The sequence below is a fragment of the Flavobacterium luteolum genome (assembly GCF_027111275.1).
GTDB lineage: Bacteria > Bacteroidota > Bacteroidia > Flavobacteriales > Flavobacteriaceae > Flavobacterium > Flavobacterium luteolum.
Genome location: NZ_CP114286.1, coordinates 3,527,440 through 3,546,958 on the forward strand (window position 1 = coordinate 3,527,440; position 19,519 = coordinate 3,546,958).

The 19,519-nt window shown below is 41.3% G+C and carries 19 protein-coding genes; 11 read left to right on the forward strand and 8 right to left on the reverse strand.

Annotated elements, in window-relative coordinates; genetic code table 11:
* The first annotated feature begins 25 nt into the window (after positions 1-25).
* From OZP10_RS14970 to OZP10_RS14995, 7 genes are all read left to right on the forward strand, one after another.
* Positions 26-1,480 carry a sulfatase family protein gene (locus tag OZP10_RS14970; protein ID WP_281631594.1) on the forward strand — a complete coding sequence of 485 codons (1,455 nt, stop codon included), beginning with the start codon at positions 26-28 and terminating at the stop codon, positions 1,478-1,480.
* Positions 1,481-1,556: 76 nt separating this feature from the next.
* Positions 1,557-2,966 (forward strand): sialate O-acetylesterase, encoded by a 1,410-nt coding sequence (locus tag OZP10_RS14975; RefSeq protein ID WP_281631595.1) that lies wholly within the window; start codon positions 1,557-1,559, stop codon positions 2,964-2,966.
* Between the two features lie 68 nt (positions 2,967-3,034).
* The gene (locus OZP10_RS14980; RefSeq protein ID WP_281631596.1) at positions 3,035-3,841 is read left to right on the forward strand and encodes an SDR family NAD(P)-dependent oxidoreductase; all 807 of its coding nucleotides are present in this window, start codon (positions 3,035-3,037) and stop codon (positions 3,839-3,841) included.
* A gap of 94 nt (positions 3,842-3,935) precedes the next feature.
* A complete protein-coding gene (locus tag OZP10_RS14985; RefSeq protein WP_281631597.1) occupies positions 3,936-4,979 on the forward strand; it encodes a GntR family transcriptional regulator in 1,044 nt (347 codons plus the stop codon).
* Between the two features lie 165 nt (positions 4,980-5,144).
* A complete protein-coding gene (locus tag OZP10_RS14990) occupies positions 5,145-6,893 on the forward strand; it encodes a family 43 glycosylhydrolase (protein WP_281631598.1) in 1,749 nt (582 codons plus the stop codon).
* 75 nt (positions 6,894-6,968) lie between these two features.
* On the forward strand, positions 6,969-7,100 hold the full coding sequence (locus OZP10_RS22695; RefSeq protein ID WP_432419402.1) for a hypothetical protein: 132 nt from the start codon (positions 6,969-6,971) through the stop codon (positions 7,098-7,100).
* A gap of 597 nt (positions 7,101-7,697) precedes the next feature.
* Positions 7,698-7,943 carry a hypothetical protein gene (locus tag OZP10_RS14995; RefSeq protein ID WP_281631599.1) on the forward strand — a complete coding sequence of 82 codons (246 nt, stop codon included), beginning with the start codon at positions 7,698-7,700 and terminating at the stop codon, positions 7,941-7,943.
* Positions 7,944-8,037: 94 nt separating this feature from the next.
* Here the strand turns inward: OZP10_RS14995 and OZP10_RS15000 are convergent, their stop codons facing one another.
* From OZP10_RS15000 to OZP10_RS15015, 4 genes are read right to left on the reverse strand one after another with little or no spacing between them, the layout of a single operon-like run.
* Positions 8,038-9,357, reverse strand: coding sequence for a PcfJ domain-containing protein (locus OZP10_RS15000; protein ID WP_281631600.1), 1,320 nt, complete (start codon positions 9,355-9,357; stop codon positions 8,038-8,040).
* On the reverse strand, positions 9,354-9,740 hold the full coding sequence (locus OZP10_RS15005; protein WP_281631601.1) for a PcfK-like family protein: 387 nt from the start codon (positions 9,738-9,740) through the stop codon (positions 9,354-9,356). Before OZP10_RS15005 ends, OZP10_RS15000 begins: the two co-directional genes overlap by 4 nt.
* A gap of 26 nt (positions 9,741-9,766) precedes the next feature.
* Complete coding sequence (locus OZP10_RS15010; RefSeq protein ID WP_281631602.1) at positions 9,767-10,126, reverse strand: DUF7222 domain-containing protein; 360 nt, start codon at positions 10,124-10,126, stop codon at positions 9,767-9,769.
* 44 nt (positions 10,127-10,170) lie between these two features.
* Positions 10,171-10,557: a single-stranded DNA-binding protein gene (locus OZP10_RS15015; protein WP_281631603.1), complete on the reverse strand. Its 387-nt coding sequence runs from the start codon at positions 10,555-10,557 to the stop codon at positions 10,171-10,173.
* Positions 10,558-10,910: 353 nt separating this feature from the next.
* Between OZP10_RS15015 and OZP10_RS15020 the strand changes: the two genes are divergently transcribed.
* From OZP10_RS15020 to OZP10_RS15030, 3 genes are all read left to right on the forward strand, one after another.
* Positions 10,911-11,375: a hypothetical protein gene (locus OZP10_RS15020; RefSeq protein WP_281631604.1), complete on the forward strand. Its 465-nt coding sequence runs from the start codon at positions 10,911-10,913 to the stop codon at positions 11,373-11,375.
* A 71-nt stretch (positions 11,376-11,446) separates the two neighbouring features.
* On the forward strand, positions 11,447-11,839 hold the full coding sequence (locus OZP10_RS15025; RefSeq protein WP_281631605.1) for a hypothetical protein: 393 nt from the start codon (positions 11,447-11,449) through the stop codon (positions 11,837-11,839).
* A 180-nt stretch (positions 11,840-12,019) separates the two neighbouring features.
* A complete protein-coding gene (locus OZP10_RS15030) occupies positions 12,020-12,448 on the forward strand; it encodes a DUF1810 domain-containing protein (RefSeq protein WP_281631606.1) in 429 nt (142 codons plus the stop codon).
* Positions 12,449-12,682: 234 nt separating this feature from the next.
* Here the strand turns inward: OZP10_RS15030 and OZP10_RS15035 are convergent, their stop codons facing one another.
* From OZP10_RS15035 to dinB, 4 genes are all read right to left on the reverse strand, one after another.
* Positions 12,683-13,165 (reverse strand): hypothetical protein, encoded by a 483-nt coding sequence (locus OZP10_RS15035; protein ID WP_281631607.1) that lies wholly within the window; start codon positions 13,163-13,165, stop codon positions 12,683-12,685.
* Between the two features lie 36 nt (positions 13,166-13,201).
* Positions 13,202-13,858 (reverse strand): SOS response-associated peptidase, encoded by a 657-nt coding sequence (locus OZP10_RS15040; RefSeq protein ID WP_281631608.1) that lies wholly within the window; start codon positions 13,856-13,858, stop codon positions 13,202-13,204.
* A 152-nt stretch (positions 13,859-14,010) separates the two neighbouring features.
* Positions 14,011-17,064 carry a DNA polymerase III subunit alpha gene (locus OZP10_RS15045; RefSeq protein WP_281631609.1) on the reverse strand — a complete coding sequence of 1,018 codons (3,054 nt, stop codon included), beginning with the start codon at positions 17,062-17,064 and terminating at the stop codon, positions 14,011-14,013.
* 3 nt (positions 17,065-17,067) lie between these two features.
* Complete coding sequence (gene dinB, locus OZP10_RS15050) at positions 17,068-18,249, reverse strand: DNA polymerase IV (RefSeq protein WP_281631610.1); 1,182 nt, start codon at positions 18,247-18,249, stop codon at positions 17,068-17,070.
* Positions 18,250-18,681: 432 nt separating this feature from the next.
* On the opposite strand from dinB, the gene OZP10_RS15055 reads away from it, so the two are divergent.
* A complete protein-coding gene (locus OZP10_RS15055; RefSeq protein ID WP_281631611.1) occupies positions 18,682-19,131 on the forward strand; it encodes a response regulator in 450 nt (149 codons plus the stop codon).
* The last annotated feature ends 388 nt before the right edge of the window (positions 19,132-19,519 follow it).

Here is a 19,519-nt window from a genome sequence, read left to right on the forward strand (position 1 = left end):
GAAAATAATAAAAAATCATCTCAATATGAAAAGGAAACTTTTACTGCTGACTGCTGTAAGCACATTTTTTAATTTTCCTAATGCTGGTGCGCAGTCCGTTAAAACCAGCGGAAGCAGGCCTAATATAATCATCATCAACATGGATGATATGGGGTATGGAGACACGGAACCTTACGGTATGACCAATATAGCGACACCCAATTTTAACAAGGCGGCCCAGCAGGGAATCCGCCTGACAAACTTCAATGCTGCCCAGCCGGTATGTTCTGCTTCACGTGCCAGCTTAATGACTGGCAGCTATTCCAATCGTGTCGGTATTCCAGGCGCTTTAATGCCGCAGTCTCCAATTGCGCTTAATCCTGATGAAGAAACAATAGCTACCGTTTTAAAAAAAGCAGGATATAAAACAGCAATGCTCGGCAAATGGCATCTGGGATCTAAAGCTCCATATCTGCCGGTCCATTATGGTTTCGAGAGTTTCTTTGGACTGCCGTATTCCAATGACATGTGGCCGGTCGATTTTAATTATAAACCAGTCAAAGCATCAAAAGGGAGACCCTATTTAACATTATTAGAGGGCGATAAAGCAGTGGATACAATAAGGACTTTAGATGATCAGGCCAGGCTCACTACCTTATATACCGAAAAGGCTGTCTCTTTTATAAATGAAAATAAGAAAAAGAATTTCTTCCTTTATCTGGCTCATCCAATGCCCCATGTTCCGCTGGCTGTTTCAGATAAATTTAAAGGAAAAAGCGAGTTAGGCATTTTCGGTGATGTGATCATGGAACTGGACTGGTCTGTTGGAGAAATTAGAAAGGCACTGAGAGATTCGAAAATTGATAAAAAAACAATATTGATTATCACAAGTGATAATGGACCTTGGAAAATGTACGGAGACTGGGCAGGTTCGTCCGCTGGTTTTCGGGAAGGAAAGGGGACAAGTTTTGAAGGCGGTACCCGAGTGCCCTGCATAATAATCTGGCCGGACAATATCCCGGCAGGCATGGTTAACAGCGAGTTGATGACCAATATGGATATTCTGCCGACCGTTGCAGCAGCCTGCGGCGCTGCACTGCCTGTGAAGAAAATTGATGGAATGAATTTTCTCCCGATGCTTACAGGCCTGGAAACGAAGGGGCCAAGAGATACTTTTTATTATTATTATAATGATCCTGCAGAGCTTAGGGCAATCCGCTATAAAAGCTGGAAAATGGTATTTGCACATCACAGCGGAAGTTATGATGCAGACAGAGGGATGAATGGGAAAATGGGGACATACGGAGCATTTGATGCTAAAACGGCGCTTTATGACTTATCGCGAGATCCAGGTGAAACTTATGATGTCCAGAATCAGTATCCCGAAATTGTTGCAAAGATCCTAAAGCTTGCCGAGGATGCCCGCGAAGATTTAGGGGATAAACTTACAGACCGCATAGGAAAAAACGTTCGAAATCCCGCAAATGCGGCCATTAAATAAAACATTGGGACAGCCTGTTTTACAAAAAAAATCCAGAAGTTGACAGAATTAACAGTCTTAATAAATTTGTACAGTTATGAAAATTAATTTTTTTTTATTCTCCTTTTTTTTGATTTTTTCAAATATTGATGCCCAGATAAAAGTTGCGTCTGCTTTAGGCGATAACATGGTGCTTCAGAGGAACAGCGAAGTTAAGATATGGGGGACTTCAAAGCCGGACAGCAGATTAACTGTCAGTGCTGACTGGAACAAAACACAGATCAAGACCATCAGTAACAGCAGAGGGGAATGGATTGTAACATTAAAAACCGGCGAGGCCGGCGGTCCCTACCTTATTTCAATCTCAGATTCTGAACAGAAGCTAAAATTAAGCAATATACTTTTAGGAGAGGTCTGGCTTTGTTCGGGACAGTCCAATATGGAAATGCCGATGCTGGGTATCGCAAATAGTCCGGTTAATAATTCAAACGAGGCCATTTTCAATGCCGATAACAATAATATCAGATTATTTACGGTCAAGCAGAATGATAAATTGACTCCGCAGGATTCCTGCCAGGGGAGCTGGTCAGCTGCAACCTCAGAATCAGTGAGTAAATTCAGTGCCGTTGCTTACTATTTTTCGCTGCAGTTATATAAAAAGCTTAATGTTCCAATCGGCATAATCTGCTCAAGTTACGGAGGATCGCGAATTGAAGCCTGGATGGACAGTGAGACCCTTGCGAAATTTCCAAAAGATGTACAGCTGAAAGCTCAAAACAGCCAGATCGTTCAGCATAAAGCTTCGGTTCTTTTTAACGGCATGATCCATCCCCTTAAAAATTGCGTGTTCAAAGGGGTACTTTGGTACCAGGGAGAATCCAACAGGGAAGATTATAAGGATTATGCCGATTTGATGGGCGGCATGGTCGAAAACTGGCGAAATACCTTCAATAATGGCAGTTTTCCATTTTATTACGTTCAGATAGCTCCATATTCTTATGAAAACAGCAGTGCTATTTTGAATGGCAGGTTTTGGGAAGAACAGCAGAAGGCAGCAGGCAAAATTCAAAACAGCGGCATGGTTTCCACAATTGATCTTGGTGAAGAAAAAAATCTTCATCCCGCAGAGAAAGAAATCATAGGTAAACGTCTGTCTTACTGGGCTGTTGGCAAAACGTACGATGTGAAAGGCATACACTATAAAAGCGCATCTTTTAAAGAATCATTGGTAAAGGATTCCAGCATGGTTTTGATTTTTGAGAATGAGACTTTAGGATTTACTTCATACGGTCATGATCTTTCTAACTTTGAAATCGCTGGTGAAGATAGAATTTTTTATCCCGCCAAAGCTGTTATAAATACTGCCAGAAGAATAACTGTTTCTGCAAAGGAGGTCAGCAGGCCCGCTGCGGTCCGATACTGCTTTAAAAATTTTCCGCAGGGAAATGGTTTTCTCTATAATGCGGCAGGCCTGCCGGTCATGCCCTTTCGAACAGATATCTGGTAGCTCCTAAGCGTTTCTGGCCTATAAAATTCAGGGAAAATAAAATTCACAAAATAAAAATATAATTAAAAATGAAACTACATAATAAGACAATAGTGGTAACCGGGGCAGGAAATGGAATGGGAAGAGAGCTTGTCCTTCAGCTGCTTGCAAAAGGCGCAAAGGTAGCTGCCCTTGACATCAATGAATCAGCACTGGCTGAAACCGCTAAACTGGCAGGTGAAAGAAGCGGCTCTTTATTTGCATTCGAGGTCGATATCAGCAGCCGTAAAGCAGTTGAAGCCACTGTTTCGGAAGTGATTAATTTTGTCGGGAATGTAGATGCCATCATTAATAATGCAGGAATTATTCAGCCTTTCATAAAGTTAAATGATCTTGATTATGCGGCAGTTGAGAAGGTTTTTAATATAAACTTTTTTGGGACTTTATATGTTACCAAAAGTTTTCTTCCCCATCTTCTTGTGCGTCCGGAAGCCCATATTGTAAATATTTCCAGTATGGGAGGGTTTGTACCCGTTCCAGGACAGACCATTTACGGAGCAACAAAAGCAGCCGTAAAGCTTATGACAGAAGGCCTGACACAAGAACTAAAGGATACCCTTGTAAGGGTTTCGGTTGTTTTTCCAGGTGCAGTCGGAACCAATATTATGCACAATTCGGGAGCTGCATTACCCGGTACAAAAGCTGAACCAGCACAGAAAAATGGCATAAATCTGCCTCCCGGGGAAGCTGCAAGACAAATCATCGCTGGAATTGAGAATAATCAGGAAAGAATTTTTGTGGGTAGGGATTCAAAAATGATGAATTTCATGTACCGCATAAATGCCAGATTTGCTTCAAACTTAATCGGCAAGCAGATGAAAAAAATATTAAAATAATCAGGCAGGGGGATTTCGAAAAAAACAAGGACAATGCTCAAGGCACATAATTCGCAGCTTGTGCCGTAAAACGCAACTGCATTAATAGATTAATATGAACATACTTACGGATTTTAGCTTAGGAGGGTCAAACAGACCAAAGTACCTGCAGATAGCGGACTGTTTTATTGATAATATCTCCCGTGGAAATTTAAAGAATAATCAGCGCATTCCTTCAATTAATGAATTCAGCAAGGCCTACAACTGTTCGAGAGATACCGTTGAAAAGGGCTATAAAGTCCTAAAGGAAAGAAATGCAATAAAAGTTATAAAAGGAAAAGGAACTTATATTGATTCTACAAAATTTGTGGCCAGCCGGAATGTACTGTTTCTTATTAACAAATTAAGCACCTATAAGCTGGAAATGTATAACTCATTCTGCGACAATGTAGACAGCGGTTTTCAGAATGATTTTGAAATCTACAATTGTGATGAAGTTTTATTCAGGAACCTGCTTGACAGGAATTTTAATCTTTACGACTACTACATTATCATGCCGCATTTCAAGATTTATAACGGTGATCCAAATAATTTCAGCAGTGAAACCATTGAAATTATCAAGAGCATACCCGAAGAGAAGCTTGTGATTATGGACAATAATGAATTAAAAATCGACGGAAGCATAATTGAAATTTACCAGGATTTTTCACTGGATGTTTATGAAGCTTTAAGCGAGGGAATTGATAAAATCAGAAAGTACAAGTCAGTAATACTGGTAACTGGAGGACTCAGCGTGTATTCCTATATGGATAAAATTAAAAAAGGTTTTATCGAATTCTGCCAAGATCATAAATTACATTATGAAGTGCTTGAAGAAAATGAGGACACCATTGCAGTTGAGAGAGGAGATTTATTTATTACTGTCAATGATACTGATTTAGTTAAAATAATCGATGCGGCCAACGCAGAAAAATTTGAACTCGGTGCGGATATTGGAGTAATTTCATACAATGAAACCCCTTTAAAAAGATTATTGGGAATTGCTGTAATGTCTACAGATTTTAAAGGCATGGGGGCAACTGCGGCCTCCATGATTTTGAATAATGAAAAAGGCAGGATAAGGAATCCTTTTAAATTTATTGACAGGGTTTCCCTTTAGTTAAGACTTTCCTTTTTATTTTTTTTCACTTGAAAACGGTTTTAAATCCATCAAGGAAGAGAGATTAAGATTATTAAAGCCAATACTGTTTCGGGCAGTGCAATGCTAAAGCTCCGCAAAAAGAACTTAAGCTGCGCTGCTTTTAAATATAAAACAAGCACATATATGGATGTAAAAATTAAATCTGCTGCAAGACGAATTGTTATAGCACTATTTCTATCATTTTTTCCAGGAAATTATCTTGCGGCTGTGCATGCACAGGGGGTAATGAAGCCGACGGTCAGCTGCAATCCTATTAACCTGAACTATAGATTTCAGCTCAGAGATGTTTCAAGACGGGAAGCAGCCGACCCCACAATTGCACTGTTTAAAGGCAGGTATTATTTATTTGCTTCAAAGTCTGGAGGCTACTGGATTTCCGACGATCTTGTAAACTGGTCTTTAAAAGAGACAAAAGATCTGCCGATTGAAAGTTATGCGCCAACGGCCGCAGCTATAGACGATACACTGTATTTTATGGCAATTAACCGGAAAATCTGCAAGTCAACTCAGCCTGAGACTGGTAAATGGGAAGTGGTAAATGAGAAATTTCCCATTTTTGCGGGTGATCCCTGTCTATTTTTAGATGATGACGGAAAATTATATTTATATTATTCAGAGGGACATAATAATCCGCTTTACGGCATCGAACTGGATAAAAAAACATTTATGCCGATAGGTGAGCGTGCCGAGTTTTTCAGACATCAAAAGGCAGATTTTGGCTGGGAACGTCCGGGAGATTATAACACAGGAACAGAAGATCCATGGATAGAAGGCGCCTGGATGACAAAGCATAACGGAAAGTATTATCTTCAATATGCGGCACCCGGCACGGCTTTTAAGAGTTATGCAGACGGGCTGTACACAGGTGATGAGCCGCTGGGCACATTTAAGATTGCGGACAATAATCCTTTTTCATATAAGCCTGAAGGGTTTGCCTGCGGAGCAGGGCATGGTTCCACTTTTCAGGATAAGTGGGGAAATTACTGGCATATATCCACAATTTCTGTTTCCGTGAAACATGATTATGAGAGAAGACTGGGATTATTTCCTGCTTTTTTTGATAAAGACGGAGTATTTTATACCTATACCGGCTTTGGGGATTATCCACATTCGATACCGCAGAAAAAGATAAAGAGTCCTGACGATTATCAGCCTGCTGGAATGCTGCTGTCTTACAAAAAAAAGGTTGAGGTGTCATCATCACTGCCGGATCATCCAAAAGAATACGCAGCCGACGAAGAAATCCGCAGCTACTGGAGCGCTGCATCGGGCAGTAAAGGCGAGTGGATAATAATTGACCTTCAGGATCAATGCAGAGTAAGCGGGGTGCAATTAAATTTTGCGGAGGAAAATGCCGAGATTTTTGGACGTAAAAATTCCATTTATCATCAGTATATTCTTGAGTATTCCAACGATAAAATAAAGTGGGAAATATTAGCAGACAAGATTAAAAATACGGCCGATGTTCCGCATGATTTTATTGAGCTCAGCAATCCTGTCAAGGCACGTTTTCTCCGATTGACAAATGTTCATGTTCCTGATGGAAATTTTGCCCTTTCAGGATTCAGGGCTTTTGGCAAAGGAAGCGGTAAATCTCCCAAGGCGGTATCTGAATTTTCTGCTGCCCGCGATCAGTCAGACGGAAGAAATGTTAAGCTTAAATGGAATAAGATCCCTAACGCCACTGGATATAACATTCGTTACGGAACGGCAAAGGATAAATTATATCTCAATTATCAGGTTTTTGATACGGATTCACTGGTAATCCATAGCCTGAGCAGACTAAAAGACTACTATTTTACCATTGATGCTTTTAATGAAAATGGAATTACCAAAGGAAAACATATTCAATTTTCAGAAAAGATAAATTAATGCTGCTATTGAAAAAAGGTAAGAGCCGCCATCGACGCATAAAAAACTGTTTTTCAGCCTGTTTTTGAAACCGATATGGTCCAATCCATAAATGAGATAAACCAGCTTCAAGGAAAAGGTTATGGCGTGTGTATTAACAGCTTATGGTCATCTTTGAACGGCGGGCATGATGATGACAATTCAGTTGACAATAATAAGCCTGATTAGAACTGGGGCTGGATAATAAAAAAGGGAGCCAATGTCATTCAAACCGGCAGGCTGAAAGAACTACTGATGTACCTTAAAAGCAAAAAGCGCCATCGATAAGTAAGGACTTACAGAAATCAATAATTTTTTTTATCCGCAAGATTCTACCATATAGAAGCTGATGAGCAAGATTATTTTAATTAAATCGGTACAGAATACGTTTTGTTCCGATTTTTTTTAGCCGGCTTCTTCTGAAACGATATGATTTGGACTCTTAAATCTAGGTGCACCGATTCTGCAGCAAGATACAAATGTGTCTACTTCAGTATTTTACTAACCAGAATGTCTTTGTAAATATATTACCAGGTAGAGTTTCAAGTATTGATTTTGTAGGGGTTTTGTTTTTAGAAATTTTGCAGTTCCGAGATTTTGCCATAAAACCTAAAGGAGAAAAAAGCATTTGAAATCCACCTTTGCTTTTGGCGTTGTAAATGTTTCAAGTCATTTTTTCAGTTTGCAGACTCTCCAATTTTTTAACATTTATGCCAGATGCAGATAAGATCTAAATAATTAAATTTGATTTAAGAATGACCCAAAAACATTTACAGATCTTTTGCAATGGAAAAAGAGATACAATTACAGGTGAGAAAAGATTTGAATGCCCATCAGCAGCACACGATCCTTAGACTTAAAGGCAGCCTTATTTCAAAAGGCTATACCGAAATAATACATATTTTGGATCTTGATGACGAGTTTCATATCAATACGTTTGAAACGGACAGAGAAAAACGAATTGAAGTCGAAGAGTATATTGCTGCGTTTATCAATCAGGAAAACCTTCTGGATACTATCGCAATCAAATAAATCCAATTTCCAAATGTATTTACAGTGAAGAGCCCGCCGGCTGTACAGCCGGCGGGCTTCCAAGGATTGCAAAAGCATAAAAAAAGCCGATAATTTATCGGCTTACTGTTTTGGTGGCTTTTTTCCTTTTTTTCATTCGTTCCCTAATCTGGTAAAGGTTCTGACTTATCAGGCGCAGGATGTGCGCATGATGTTTGGAAGGGTTGTGTTTCTCCCCTGAGCATTGGAGCACCTGCATACGGCTTAGTGAGACTTCGATAGTCTCTACAGACTGTCCGCCGATTTTAGCAGACAGGATAAGGGAATCTTTTTTAGCATAATACTCATTGGTAAATATGCAATGCCCCAAGTCATCTCCCTGCTGCATGAAATCCTTAACGTTTTCAATTACGGAAATCGTCAGCTGTTTGTCCTGAAAAAGCAGACCAAAAAATCTCTGTTTATCGCTTCGGTATCTTTTCTGCGCTTTTTCGATTTCAAGGCGCAGCTCATGGATTTTTTTCTTTCTGAGCAGCTCCCTTTTTTTCTTTACCAAATGGTCGTGCGCCTGCTGCAGATTTTCAGGGCAGACAAAAAGCGGATTGGAAAGGTCTTTTTTGAAGTATCGGAGCAGTTCGATATAATCCTCCCAAATTTTAATGTCCGCTATCTTATAGCCATTTTTAATGACGGTCTTTACCGTCTGCCAATTGCGTTTTATTTCCTGATTCGGTCGGCAGAGGTAATGCTGCAAAAGAGCGGTCTGTTTGGCTTTTAGCAGGGTTTCTGCGATAGAATCGTTTAAAAGTGCAGTAAATAGAATCTGCGGTGCGATGCCATAAACAGATGATTTAAATCCGTTTCTTTTTAAAACAGGCAGCACACTGCTCTGCGGATATACCTTATAGGGATTGATGCGGTATTTGGCATTCAGAGCGAAATCCTTTGGCTTGATTTCAAGGCGAGAATAGAATTTCCAAGCATCACAGGTCTGCGCAAAAACATTCACGCTCAAAGAGAGCGTACGCACTTCCCCTTTAGGACTTATCCAATGCTGCATGACCTCATTATGAAAATAGGTCGGGGTCAAGTTCTTTTTCATGTGTTTGTAAGAACAAATGATGCGCACCACCTGAAAGCCTCCGCAGGTCTGCAGCAAAGCGCAGTAGTCCATTTCCCTGAAACGCACCTGATTATAGGGCTGCATTTTCAGTTTTCCCCCGCAGGCAGCACAGGCGGTATATTTTGAACAGGTATTTGGACAGGCGGGTTTCCACACGTGCGTGCATTCCAAGCAATGGAACTTGGAGCGTGAAAGCACGCCCCATTTGAGAAAGATGTTTTTTTCAGCCCATGCGAAAACCTTTGGTTCTATAGGAGCAAGGGAGGCGCTGAGTGCTGTCAGCTGCTTTTCGATGTTGGTCTTAGGTATCATAGGTCAAAGAGTGTAAGTGTGGTCTGCACAGGTTTAACTTCTTTTTTTGCTGCAGGAAAAGGTTCGCTTTTTATAGGCGGCGCGGCAGTTTCGTGCTGCGAGAACAGGTCAGCAGCCGCAGGGGACTGCACTACGGCTTTGCAGGCAACAGGGGCAGGCACACCAATGGTGTCGTCTGTGTAATACTTTATTGCCATGTCATAGATTTCCTGATTGTCAAAGGCACACAAGCCTGTTTTTTTGACCTCGCCGAAAATATAATGGATGCAGCTTTCCAAATTTTTGGAAGATTTGGCAAAGTGGGGCGCAAAGGCGGTATCGCTCTGCGCCCTATCACTGAGGTATTTTTCTATTGCGGTCTTAAAATTTTCAGAAGCTTTCATAAGAGAAGTTTTAAGATTGAAAATTTCTATTCAAAGAGCCTAGAGTAGAGGTCATAACAGTACTCCTCGAAGCAGAGCCAGCAGACAAAAGTGTAGTGCGGTGCGCTAAAGCGGTTCTCAATTGGTTCGCCTATGGCTTCTTCGAGTTCGGTACGGATATTTTCAAGGTCATCGATATGCTTGATGTAAAATTCTTTGCAGTCAGCGTGATAGATAAATTCTGAAATCATGCCGCTCACGCATCCTCCCTGCTGCAAATCAAGGAAAAAGGATTTAAGTTTTTCTCTGCGTTTTCCGCTGTAGGAGGTAATGCTTCTTCGGATAATTTCATTAAAGGCATCGCTTACACGATAGTGGCTGTAATTTGATTTTTCTAAGGCTTTCATAATGTTGTATTTAGGCGTGTATAAAAATGTAATGGCAGCTGCAATTAGAAAGGCAGGTCGTCAGGCTCTTCGTTTTTAATTTCCTTTTTAGCTGCGGGTACAGCTTTTGCGGCTTCGGTCTGAGGGAAAACCAAGATTTTAATATCTGAGGTGTGAAAGGTCAATGTCCCATGCGCCTGAGCATCATTTCCGATATAGACATTGAGTCCAATGCGCCCAAATAACTGCACAAGGGTGCCTTTTTTGAGCCACTGCACGAGTCCCGAGCTGAGCCAGTAGGAACAGTCGATGTAGGTTACAATCTTTTTGACCTCTGTGCTACCTTTGGGTTTATAGCTGTCGTTGACCGCTATGGAGAAGTTTACGACCTCACGGTTTTCTTTTACTTTAAAAACTGAGGCATCTTTTACAATACGTCCTGTGATTTCCATGACAATAAAATTTAAGTGAATATTCTTTTTAGTTTTCTTTTCCCCTGCTTCCCAAATGAAATTTTTCAAAAGAAAAAACGGGAAAAAAGAAAGCAAAGAATCAGTGGACGGTTAGGAGCCGGAGTGCTATAAGTCCCGAAGGGCGGCGCTGCGCCGTTATGCGCATGCAGGTGAGGACGGCCACTACTTTGGCTGCCCTTTTAACCCGTTTTGAATGAAAAATCAATCTGTCTATTACGCCTTTATTTGAGATTCCGGCTAAATATCAGTATCTTAGCTATGGACCTAAAAGCCTGATGTGAACTTTTACGATTCAGCTCTTACCAGTGCTGCCTTTAAAAAAATTTTAAACTATGAATATTGATTACCAAAACCTTGATATTTTTGAGACTGATTACATCTTTAGAATTCAAACTTTTGAAAAGTATCTGGAGAGTCCATTAGCTTCGCAAGAGCATTTTGCGAAATATAAAATAGGACTGATGCCCAATATCTTCTACCAGCATAATGTGCCGGAGCTTATAGATTTATTCCGAGCAGAGTTCCTTGAGATAAAAGCAGGGCTGGAACGATATGAACTGGACAACCATAATGATTTTCCGATGCTCAAGTCGTTTATCAATACCGAGAGGGCATTACGAAAAGTATTAGATGAGAAACAGCTTAGGGACTATACGGCAAAACTGGAATGGTCATTTGATCACCAGAAAACAGATGCAGGGGCGGCCGCAGTCAGCCGTTTCTTTTTAGCAAGCCCGATATTGAAGAGCTATATCTATCAAGTGGAGAAATTATTCGGCAAGGAAATTTTGGACTGATCCTCCTGAATTTGAAAAAGCGGCTCTGCAGCCGTTACACGGCTGGTCTGAATCTCATAATTTATTGGTTTATGGAACTACATTTTGAAGATTTTGCACTCATAATCAAGGCGGGGGATTACAGTATTCCGTATGGTCTTATGGATGAGGCATTGTTTTTGTCGGTCCGTCCCGCTCTAACAGCATTATTAGCAGATAAAAACACAGAGATTCTGTACTTTGGAACGGCTCCCGATAATACAGCGGACGGTCAGGATGAACTTTTGGAGAATGGTCTTTTCTACCGCATTATTGCCTATGAAAAAAACCTGGGGATCGATTTGGAAAGCCGGCCTGAAGAAATTTTAAATGCTTTCCATTACCTGGTGGTTAATTTCCAGCCGAGATGGACTGCCATTTTTGTCGAAGAAGGGCTGACCAAAAAAGAGGTTACCATTGAATTAATGTTCCAAGAAGTGTTTTAGAAGGAGATTTTTCTTATGCTCTTCAAACTCAATGCAGAAGTAATGATTTCTGAACTGATGAATGCAGAACTGATTATTTCTTACTATATACTTTTTTAAACAGCGGGCAGGCAGTGGAAAACTGAACACAAAACCCCTGCACAGCAAAAACAATGATGCTCCATTTTAAATTACTATTTTATGAACCTAGATGAAGGTATAGAAAGATTTGCGGCCGCACAGCAGGATGTATACCAGCAGGCACTGCAGGAAATAAAAAACGGAAAGAAACAAAGCCACTGGATGTGGTACATTTTTCCCCAGATCAGAGGTCTGGGATTTACGGATTACAATGTTTATTATGGAATAAAGGACCTTAATGAAGCCCGCGCCTATCTGAATGATCCAGTGCTTGGTAAACGCCTGATTGAAATTTCAGAAGCAGTGCTCAGCCAGCAGAGAAAAACAGCCTTAGAGATATTCGGCAGGCCTGATGACAGGAAACTCAAGTCCTGCATGACCTTATTTAGCCGGATCGAAAATACGGATCCAGTATTTCAAAAAGTGCTGGATAAATACTATAACGGGGAGTATGATGATAAGACCATATCCCTATTAAACGAGCAGTAAAATAAGCCCTAAAATTTTTGACAGCAAAGAGATTGATTCATCTGCAGTTTTATTGGCAGAGCAGCATTATTTTGAGAATTACACTTTTTACAAAAATAAATTCAATACCCCATGCTGAATGAAATTATGGATAGATAAAAATTCAAGCCATGCTGAAGAGTTAAAAGATCTTATGAGTTTTATCAGAAAAGCAGCTGCAGAGGTTATACTATGACAGTAAAAAAAGATGATGCGCTACAGGTCTACGAAAGTAAGCTTTACTGCGGCCAAGTATTCATCGGTTGCGATGCTGAGCTGGGGCATAAGCTGCTGCATTTTTGCTTTTACAATTTCATCGCGCTGTTTCTGTAAAAGCGCATATCGATCTGCTCTCTGCTCGGGAGTTTCGTCGATTTCTATTTGGTCCGAATTAATGCCAAGGCCCTGCTCGTCTTGACTTTCTGACTGCTGCTTTTTCTTCTCAAGCCATCTTTCATGGTCTGCACTTTCATAGGTATTGTACAGATATTCATATAAAATCATTTCACATCTTTTTAGATGCTCCCATGGCTGAGGATCTTCTTCGACGAATTCATGCGGGTAGGTGTAAATGGTAATTTCCATTCTTGAAAACAGATCGAGTTTATAGTAATCTATAAATTCGTTATCGCTAACTCCCTTGAAATAATCAATTTCCTGCATTGTACTTTTTTTTACTTGAAATAATAAGGTTTTCATTCTGTGGAAACGAAACCCCTTGAACTGGAACTTCACTTAAAAAAGCCCATATTGTACATTTGGATTTAAATTCACTGCGTTGAGATTTCCTTCATATGGAAATGCAAATTCAGACATATCAATGCTTTGATCCAGCCATGCCGTTTCGTCCTGGCGGCGCAGCATGATGGGCATTCTCGAATCATGGATATTCCCGGATTTGATGGATTTGCTGTTGTGCACATACTTCATTATCTGGTTTCCTTCAGTGGTAACCATAGTAAATGTGTTTTTTGTAATGCCCAGTCCAGGATGCAGCCACGAAGAATACAGTCCTGCAAAGGTGAATATTTCATCATCGAAGGATTTTATCTGGTATTTGTCTTTGGCTTTACCCTGTTTGTCGTGCCAATGCCATTCATAATATGCAGAAGCTATGATAAGGCATCGGTTCTGTGTTATGTTTTTATATGAGTTCCTGCTGTCTATAGTTTCAATTCGGGCATTTAGTGTTCTGCGTCTATTGAAATCCTCATCTGCCCATGACGGCATCAGCCCCCAGGTGTGATCCGTGGTGATGATGTTTGGAGCGGTATCCAGAATAATTGGAATGTTTGGATATTTGAAACCTTTAATAAAATCCGACTGCAGAAAAGCATCTTCATTCTCTACCTCTGCGTTAAACCTTCTCTTGACAGCTTCGATAGTAGACATCTGTTGTGTGTAGTAGCACATAAACTTTATTTTTAGTTTAGTAACTTTATTTAACTGTGAGCTCCTTGATGTTTGCGCAAGAGCCTTTCTATCAAATTTAATGATTTATTTTTTAAATAGCCAGGGCACAGAGCCCTAAAAATATAACACGACTATGATTTCATTTTATGTCTGGGCAGGTTTATCTCGTGCTCCTGCGGGTAGGGCTGGCGCTCTGTGCTGCTTACATCCTGTTTAATCTGGTTCTGAGTGGTAAACCTTTTATCGGAATCTCCGTATCTGGGATCGGGAATGAAAGGCATCTTGGCCATCTTCAGAATCGTTATGGTCGGAAAATGATAATCAATCTCAACAGTTCCCAGCAGCAGGTAACATCCTCCTCCCTGAAATGGATACTTAATGAGTGAATCAGGAAAATGGGCTGTGTCAAAATAAGCCCCCTGGTGGTCAATCCATGTCCCAAAATACATATTGCCTTTTTTTGTCGGCACCTGTTTGGTTGAGATCAGATAGGCAAGCATCCTTACCTGCCTTTTGTGATAAAGCAGTAAATCTTTTACCAGTACATCACCGCGGTGTCTGGTCTGCAGCAGGTCAAATACAGTGCAGGATATGGGAAAACTCAACAGTTCAATTTCATCAAAGGCATCTTCAAAAATGGAACGTTCCAGTACAGGCAGTTTAAATTCCTTTGCGGGCTCCTGCAGCAGCATCAGGCTGCGGTTTTCGGGTTTATAATTATTTAAGAGCAGGCTGACCAGAACCAGCAGCTGGTTTTTAGTTTTTCCCGTAAATCGGAACGCGCCTATAAAGATCAGGGTTTTTATGTTTTCAATTCCCATCGGCACCCTGTTTATAAAATCTTCCAATGAAAGAAAGTCCCCGTTTCTGTTGCGTTCGAGTGCAATAAACTGAGAGAGTTTGGAATCTATGTTCAGCAGGTGCATAAAGCCGAGGTATATGTCATTCCCATACAATACCGTTTCATACCCGCTTTTGTTCACGCAGGGATTATGGATAGCAGCGCCAGCCATCCTTGCTTCGTGTATATAAATTTCAGTGCGGTAAAACCCGCCCTGATTGTTTATCACGGCGACCATAAACTCAATGGGATAATGCACTTTAAGATACAGGCTCTGGTAGCTTTCCACGGCATAGGAAGCGGAGTGGGCCTTACAGAAGGAATACCCTGCAAAAGATTCAATCTGGCGGTAAATTTCCTGGCTGAGTGCCAAAGGATGCCCCTTTGTCCCGCAGGATTTAAAAAAATCATCCTTTACTTTCTCAAGGGCAGCTTTGGATCTTCCTTTCCCGGACATGGCACGGCGCAGGATATCACCGTCAGCTGCTGAAAGCCCGCCGTAATGCAGTGCAATCTTGATCACATCTTCCTGATAGACCATAATGCCGTATGTTTCCCCGAGCTGCTGTTCAAATACCGGATGGAAATATTCGAACTTGGAAGGGTTGTTATGCCGGAAAATATATTCCTTCATCATACCGGACTGCGCCACGCCGGGACGGATAATGGAGGAGGCAGCCACAAGGGTCTTATAGTTGTCGCATTTCAAACGGCGCAGCAGACCTCGCATGGCCGGACTTTCAATGTAAAAGCAGCCGATTGTCCTTCCTTCGGCGAGATATTTATTGGCTGAAGCCTCGTTTTTTGAGAGGCGCGTATCGCGGATATTAATGCGCAGCCCCCTGTTTTTTTCAATCAGTTTAACCGTATCATCAATGTGGCCGATGCCTCTCTGGCTCAGGATATCAAACTTTTCAAAGCCAATATCTTCAGCGGTATGCATATCAAAGAGCACAATCGGGAACCCTTTCGGTGGCATTTCCAAAGGAGTATAGTTTGTTAAAGGCTCTTCCGAAATCAAGATGCCGCAGGAATGCATGCTTCTCATGTTTGGATATTTCTCCAGCATCATGCCGTATTCCTGCACCAGTTTGACAATAGAATTAGTCTGGTGAAATTTCATCGGATTTTTTGCCAGCTGGTCCAATTCCTCCTTGGGCAGCCCGAATACTTTTCCCACTTCACGGAAAATGGATCGGTATTTGAATTCCACATTAGTGCCACAGAAAGCCACATTCTCATAACCGTAGCGGTCAAAGATGTATTTCAGTATCACATCACGCTCTTTCCAGGACCAGTCGATGTCAAAATCGGGCGGGCTCTTGCGGTTTTCATTCAGGAACCGCTCGAAATACAGATCCAGTTCCAAAGGGCATATATCGGTAATGCCCAGACAGTAGGCAATAATGCTGTTGGCGCCCGAACCCCTTCCGATGTGGAGGAAACCGCGGCTGTTGCTGTATCGAATGATATCCCAGGTAATGAGAAAATAGCCGCTGAATTCAAGATCATTAATCACTTTTAGCTCTTTCTCCACACGTGCTTTTGCCTGGTCATTATGGCGCCCGTAACGCCATACCAGACCTTCTTCTGCAAGGGTTGTCAGAAGGGCAATGTCCCCTTTTTTATTTTTGGTATAGTATTTTTTGTTTTTTGGACTTTCAAAATCGTACTGAAAATTACAGCGCTCGATAATATGCCGGGTATTGTGGATGATCTCGGGATAATCATTATACAGGGCAGTAAGCTGCGCTTCGGGAATCATGACATCTGATTTACTGCAGCAGTCATCCGGCCCGAGTTTGGAGAGAAGTTCGTTGAGGTCAACCGCGCGCAGAATCCTGTGAAGGTTGTATTCCCTTTTGGTGCGGAAGACCACCGGCTGAAGAATAACCATGTCGGCGCGGCGCTTTCTCCACTGGGATATCACGAGTTTTGACAGCTGGTCGGGACGGATGCCGATGTACTGGTTATGCCCGAGCTCATCTGGCGCATTTTCCAAAGGATAAATGATGAAAACATCCGAGAAAAACGGTGCGGTTTGAGGCAGCGGTTTCTTTTCAAAGTTATGTTCAGTCAGAAAGCGGTTCATCTGGGCAAGACCGACTGCATTTTGTGCAAGCCCGATATAGCGCAGGCGGTGCCTGCAGCGGAATTCTATCCCGACAAGCGGTTTTATGCCTGAAGCTTCACAGCCTTTTATAAAATCATAAATCCCTGTCACGGTATTGATGTCGGTTAATGCCATTGCCGTGACACGGCAATCGGCTGCCTGTCTTATCAGATCATCCAGCGGAATGGTGCCGTAGCGAAGAGAATGATAGGAGTGGCAGTTGAGAAACATGATTTATTTTTTGCGTTTTAAAATTTCGTCTTTATTGTTGGGTTTGAAAGAGGCACCGGCGCATCTCATCACGGCGTCGAAGCCGTAGCGTGTTTTCATCCTGTCCATTGCCTGATAGAGAGACAGCATTTCCTGGGTATCACTGAACAGGTCAATCTGATAGGTTCCCCTGACCAGTCCGCTGAAACGCACACCGATCAGACGCAGTCTCATACGGCGCTGGTATAATTTATCGAACAATTCTGTTACGGTTCTGGTCAGTATATGGTCGGCAGAGGTGTACTGCACCCTGCACTGTTTGGTTTCCGTATCAAAATTGGCATATCGTATCTTCACTGTTACCGTTGAGGTGAGCCACTCTTCCGAGCGCAGCTGATAGGCGAGCTTTTCGACCATTCCAAGAAGCACCCTGTTCAATTTGGGCATATCTATCGTATCTTGGGAAAAGGTATGCTCGGTAGAGATGGATTTTCTTTCCGTATAGGGTTCAACAGGATTGTTGTCAATACCATTTGCTTTTTTCCAAAGTTCAAGCCCGTTTTTGCCTATCATCTGCTGCAGGGCTTCTGCCGGCATTTCAGACAGCGTCTGGATGGTGCGTATTCCAATCCTGGACAAAAGTTCGAAGGTCTTCTGTCCCACCATTGGGATTTTTTGAATCGAAAGCGGATTTAGGAAAGACTGCACCAAATGCTCGGGTATTTCCAGGTTCTGTTTCTGTTTTCCTTCTCCTGTTCCAATTTTGGAAACCGTTTTGTTGATGGAGAGCGCAAAGGTGAGGGGCAGGCCCGTCTCTTTTGTGATGCGCTGTGCCAGTTCATCGGTCCATTTATAGCTGCCGTAGAACTTGTCCATTCCCGAAATATCCAGGTAGAATTCATCAATTGAAGCTTTTTCGACAACCGGCGCTTTTTCCTGAATGATTTCGGTAATATCGTGGGATAGTTTGGAATACAGCTCCATATCGCCTTTCATTATTTTGGCCTGCGGACAGAGCTTCATTGCCATGTGGATCGGCATGGCCGAACGCACTCCGAACCGTCGTGCTTCATAAGAGCATGAAGCCACAACCCCTCTTTCGCCTCCGCCGATAATCAAGGGAATCCCATGCAGTTCAGAATTTGCCAGCCTTTCGCAGGATACGAAAAACGTATTCATATCGATGTGTACAATTGCCCGGTTCATAATCTATATCATTTTATACGGATCAAAATTAGTACAGTACGTAACAAAAAATAAAAATAAAATGTTCCAAATAATAACAAAGTGTAAAAATCCTTATTTTGCAGTGCATGCGAAAAACCGCTTTTTTATGCATAAGATGCTTTATTCAGAATTTACAGCAAGGGTGCTTACCGCAGATCAGAGAAAATCAATTTCTAAAATACTGCGGCCTTTTTGAATTTTACCTATTTAAATGCAGAAATCGTTTCACAATAATCAATTGCGGAGCTCTGTCTGCTTTTTTATTTATGTATATTTCGTATATTTAACAGCTGTTAACCGCTTCAGGGATATAAATCAATGGTTTAACCATCTGAGGATTTCTATTTTTATTTAACCAGTCTTCCGCAGATTTTAAGATTCTTGTCTTTTGCTGCGCAAAAAGTATATGACATGTCCAAACTCCATAATCCACAGAAATTTATTTTTATAGCTGATGATGATGAAGATGACAGAATGCTGTTTTTTGATGCTGTTCAGGATTTAAATCTGCCGGCGGTAATTGAATCTGCTTCGGACGGAGAGGAACTTCTCAATACACTCTGCGGGAAAACGAAGCATCTGCCGGATCTTATTTTTCTTGATATCAATATGCCGATCAAAAATGGATTTGACTGTCTGCAGGAGATCCGCAGCAAGGATGGGGCTTTAAAAGAAGTAAGGATTATTATGCTGTCCACCAGCAGGAGTACAGACAATATTGAGCTAAGCTATAAACTGGGTGCAGATTTTTATGCTGTAAAGCCAAGCACTTTCCAGGGACTGAAAGATCTGCTTCAGAAAGTGTTTGAAATGGACTGGAAAAACGTCGAAAAAAACAGTACTAAATTCCTGCTTGCTTAAGCAGAAAATCCGCATCATATTTTACAGCACTTATAATTTTAATTCTTTGGAAAAAGTAGGTAATGACTGTGAATCAGAACTTTTGCATAGTTGTGATCGTCTCAATTTAGTAATGAGGTATACAGTTTCGAACCTAAAGCCGGTAAGCCTTAATTTTTCTTGGATTTTAGTTTTCTAAAATTGCGAGTGCCACGATTTTGCCACAAAACTTATAGTGTTTTTTAAACTATAATTTTAAGTATAGAATATACAGGTATAAAACTTCATTTGAAGTATCCTGCATAGAAGTAATGAGATTTACAAAGAAACTAATAGATTAGGATTTTATTCATTATATAGAAAGGGATTACAAAACAGGTATTTCTACCTGCTTTCCATTGTTTTCCAA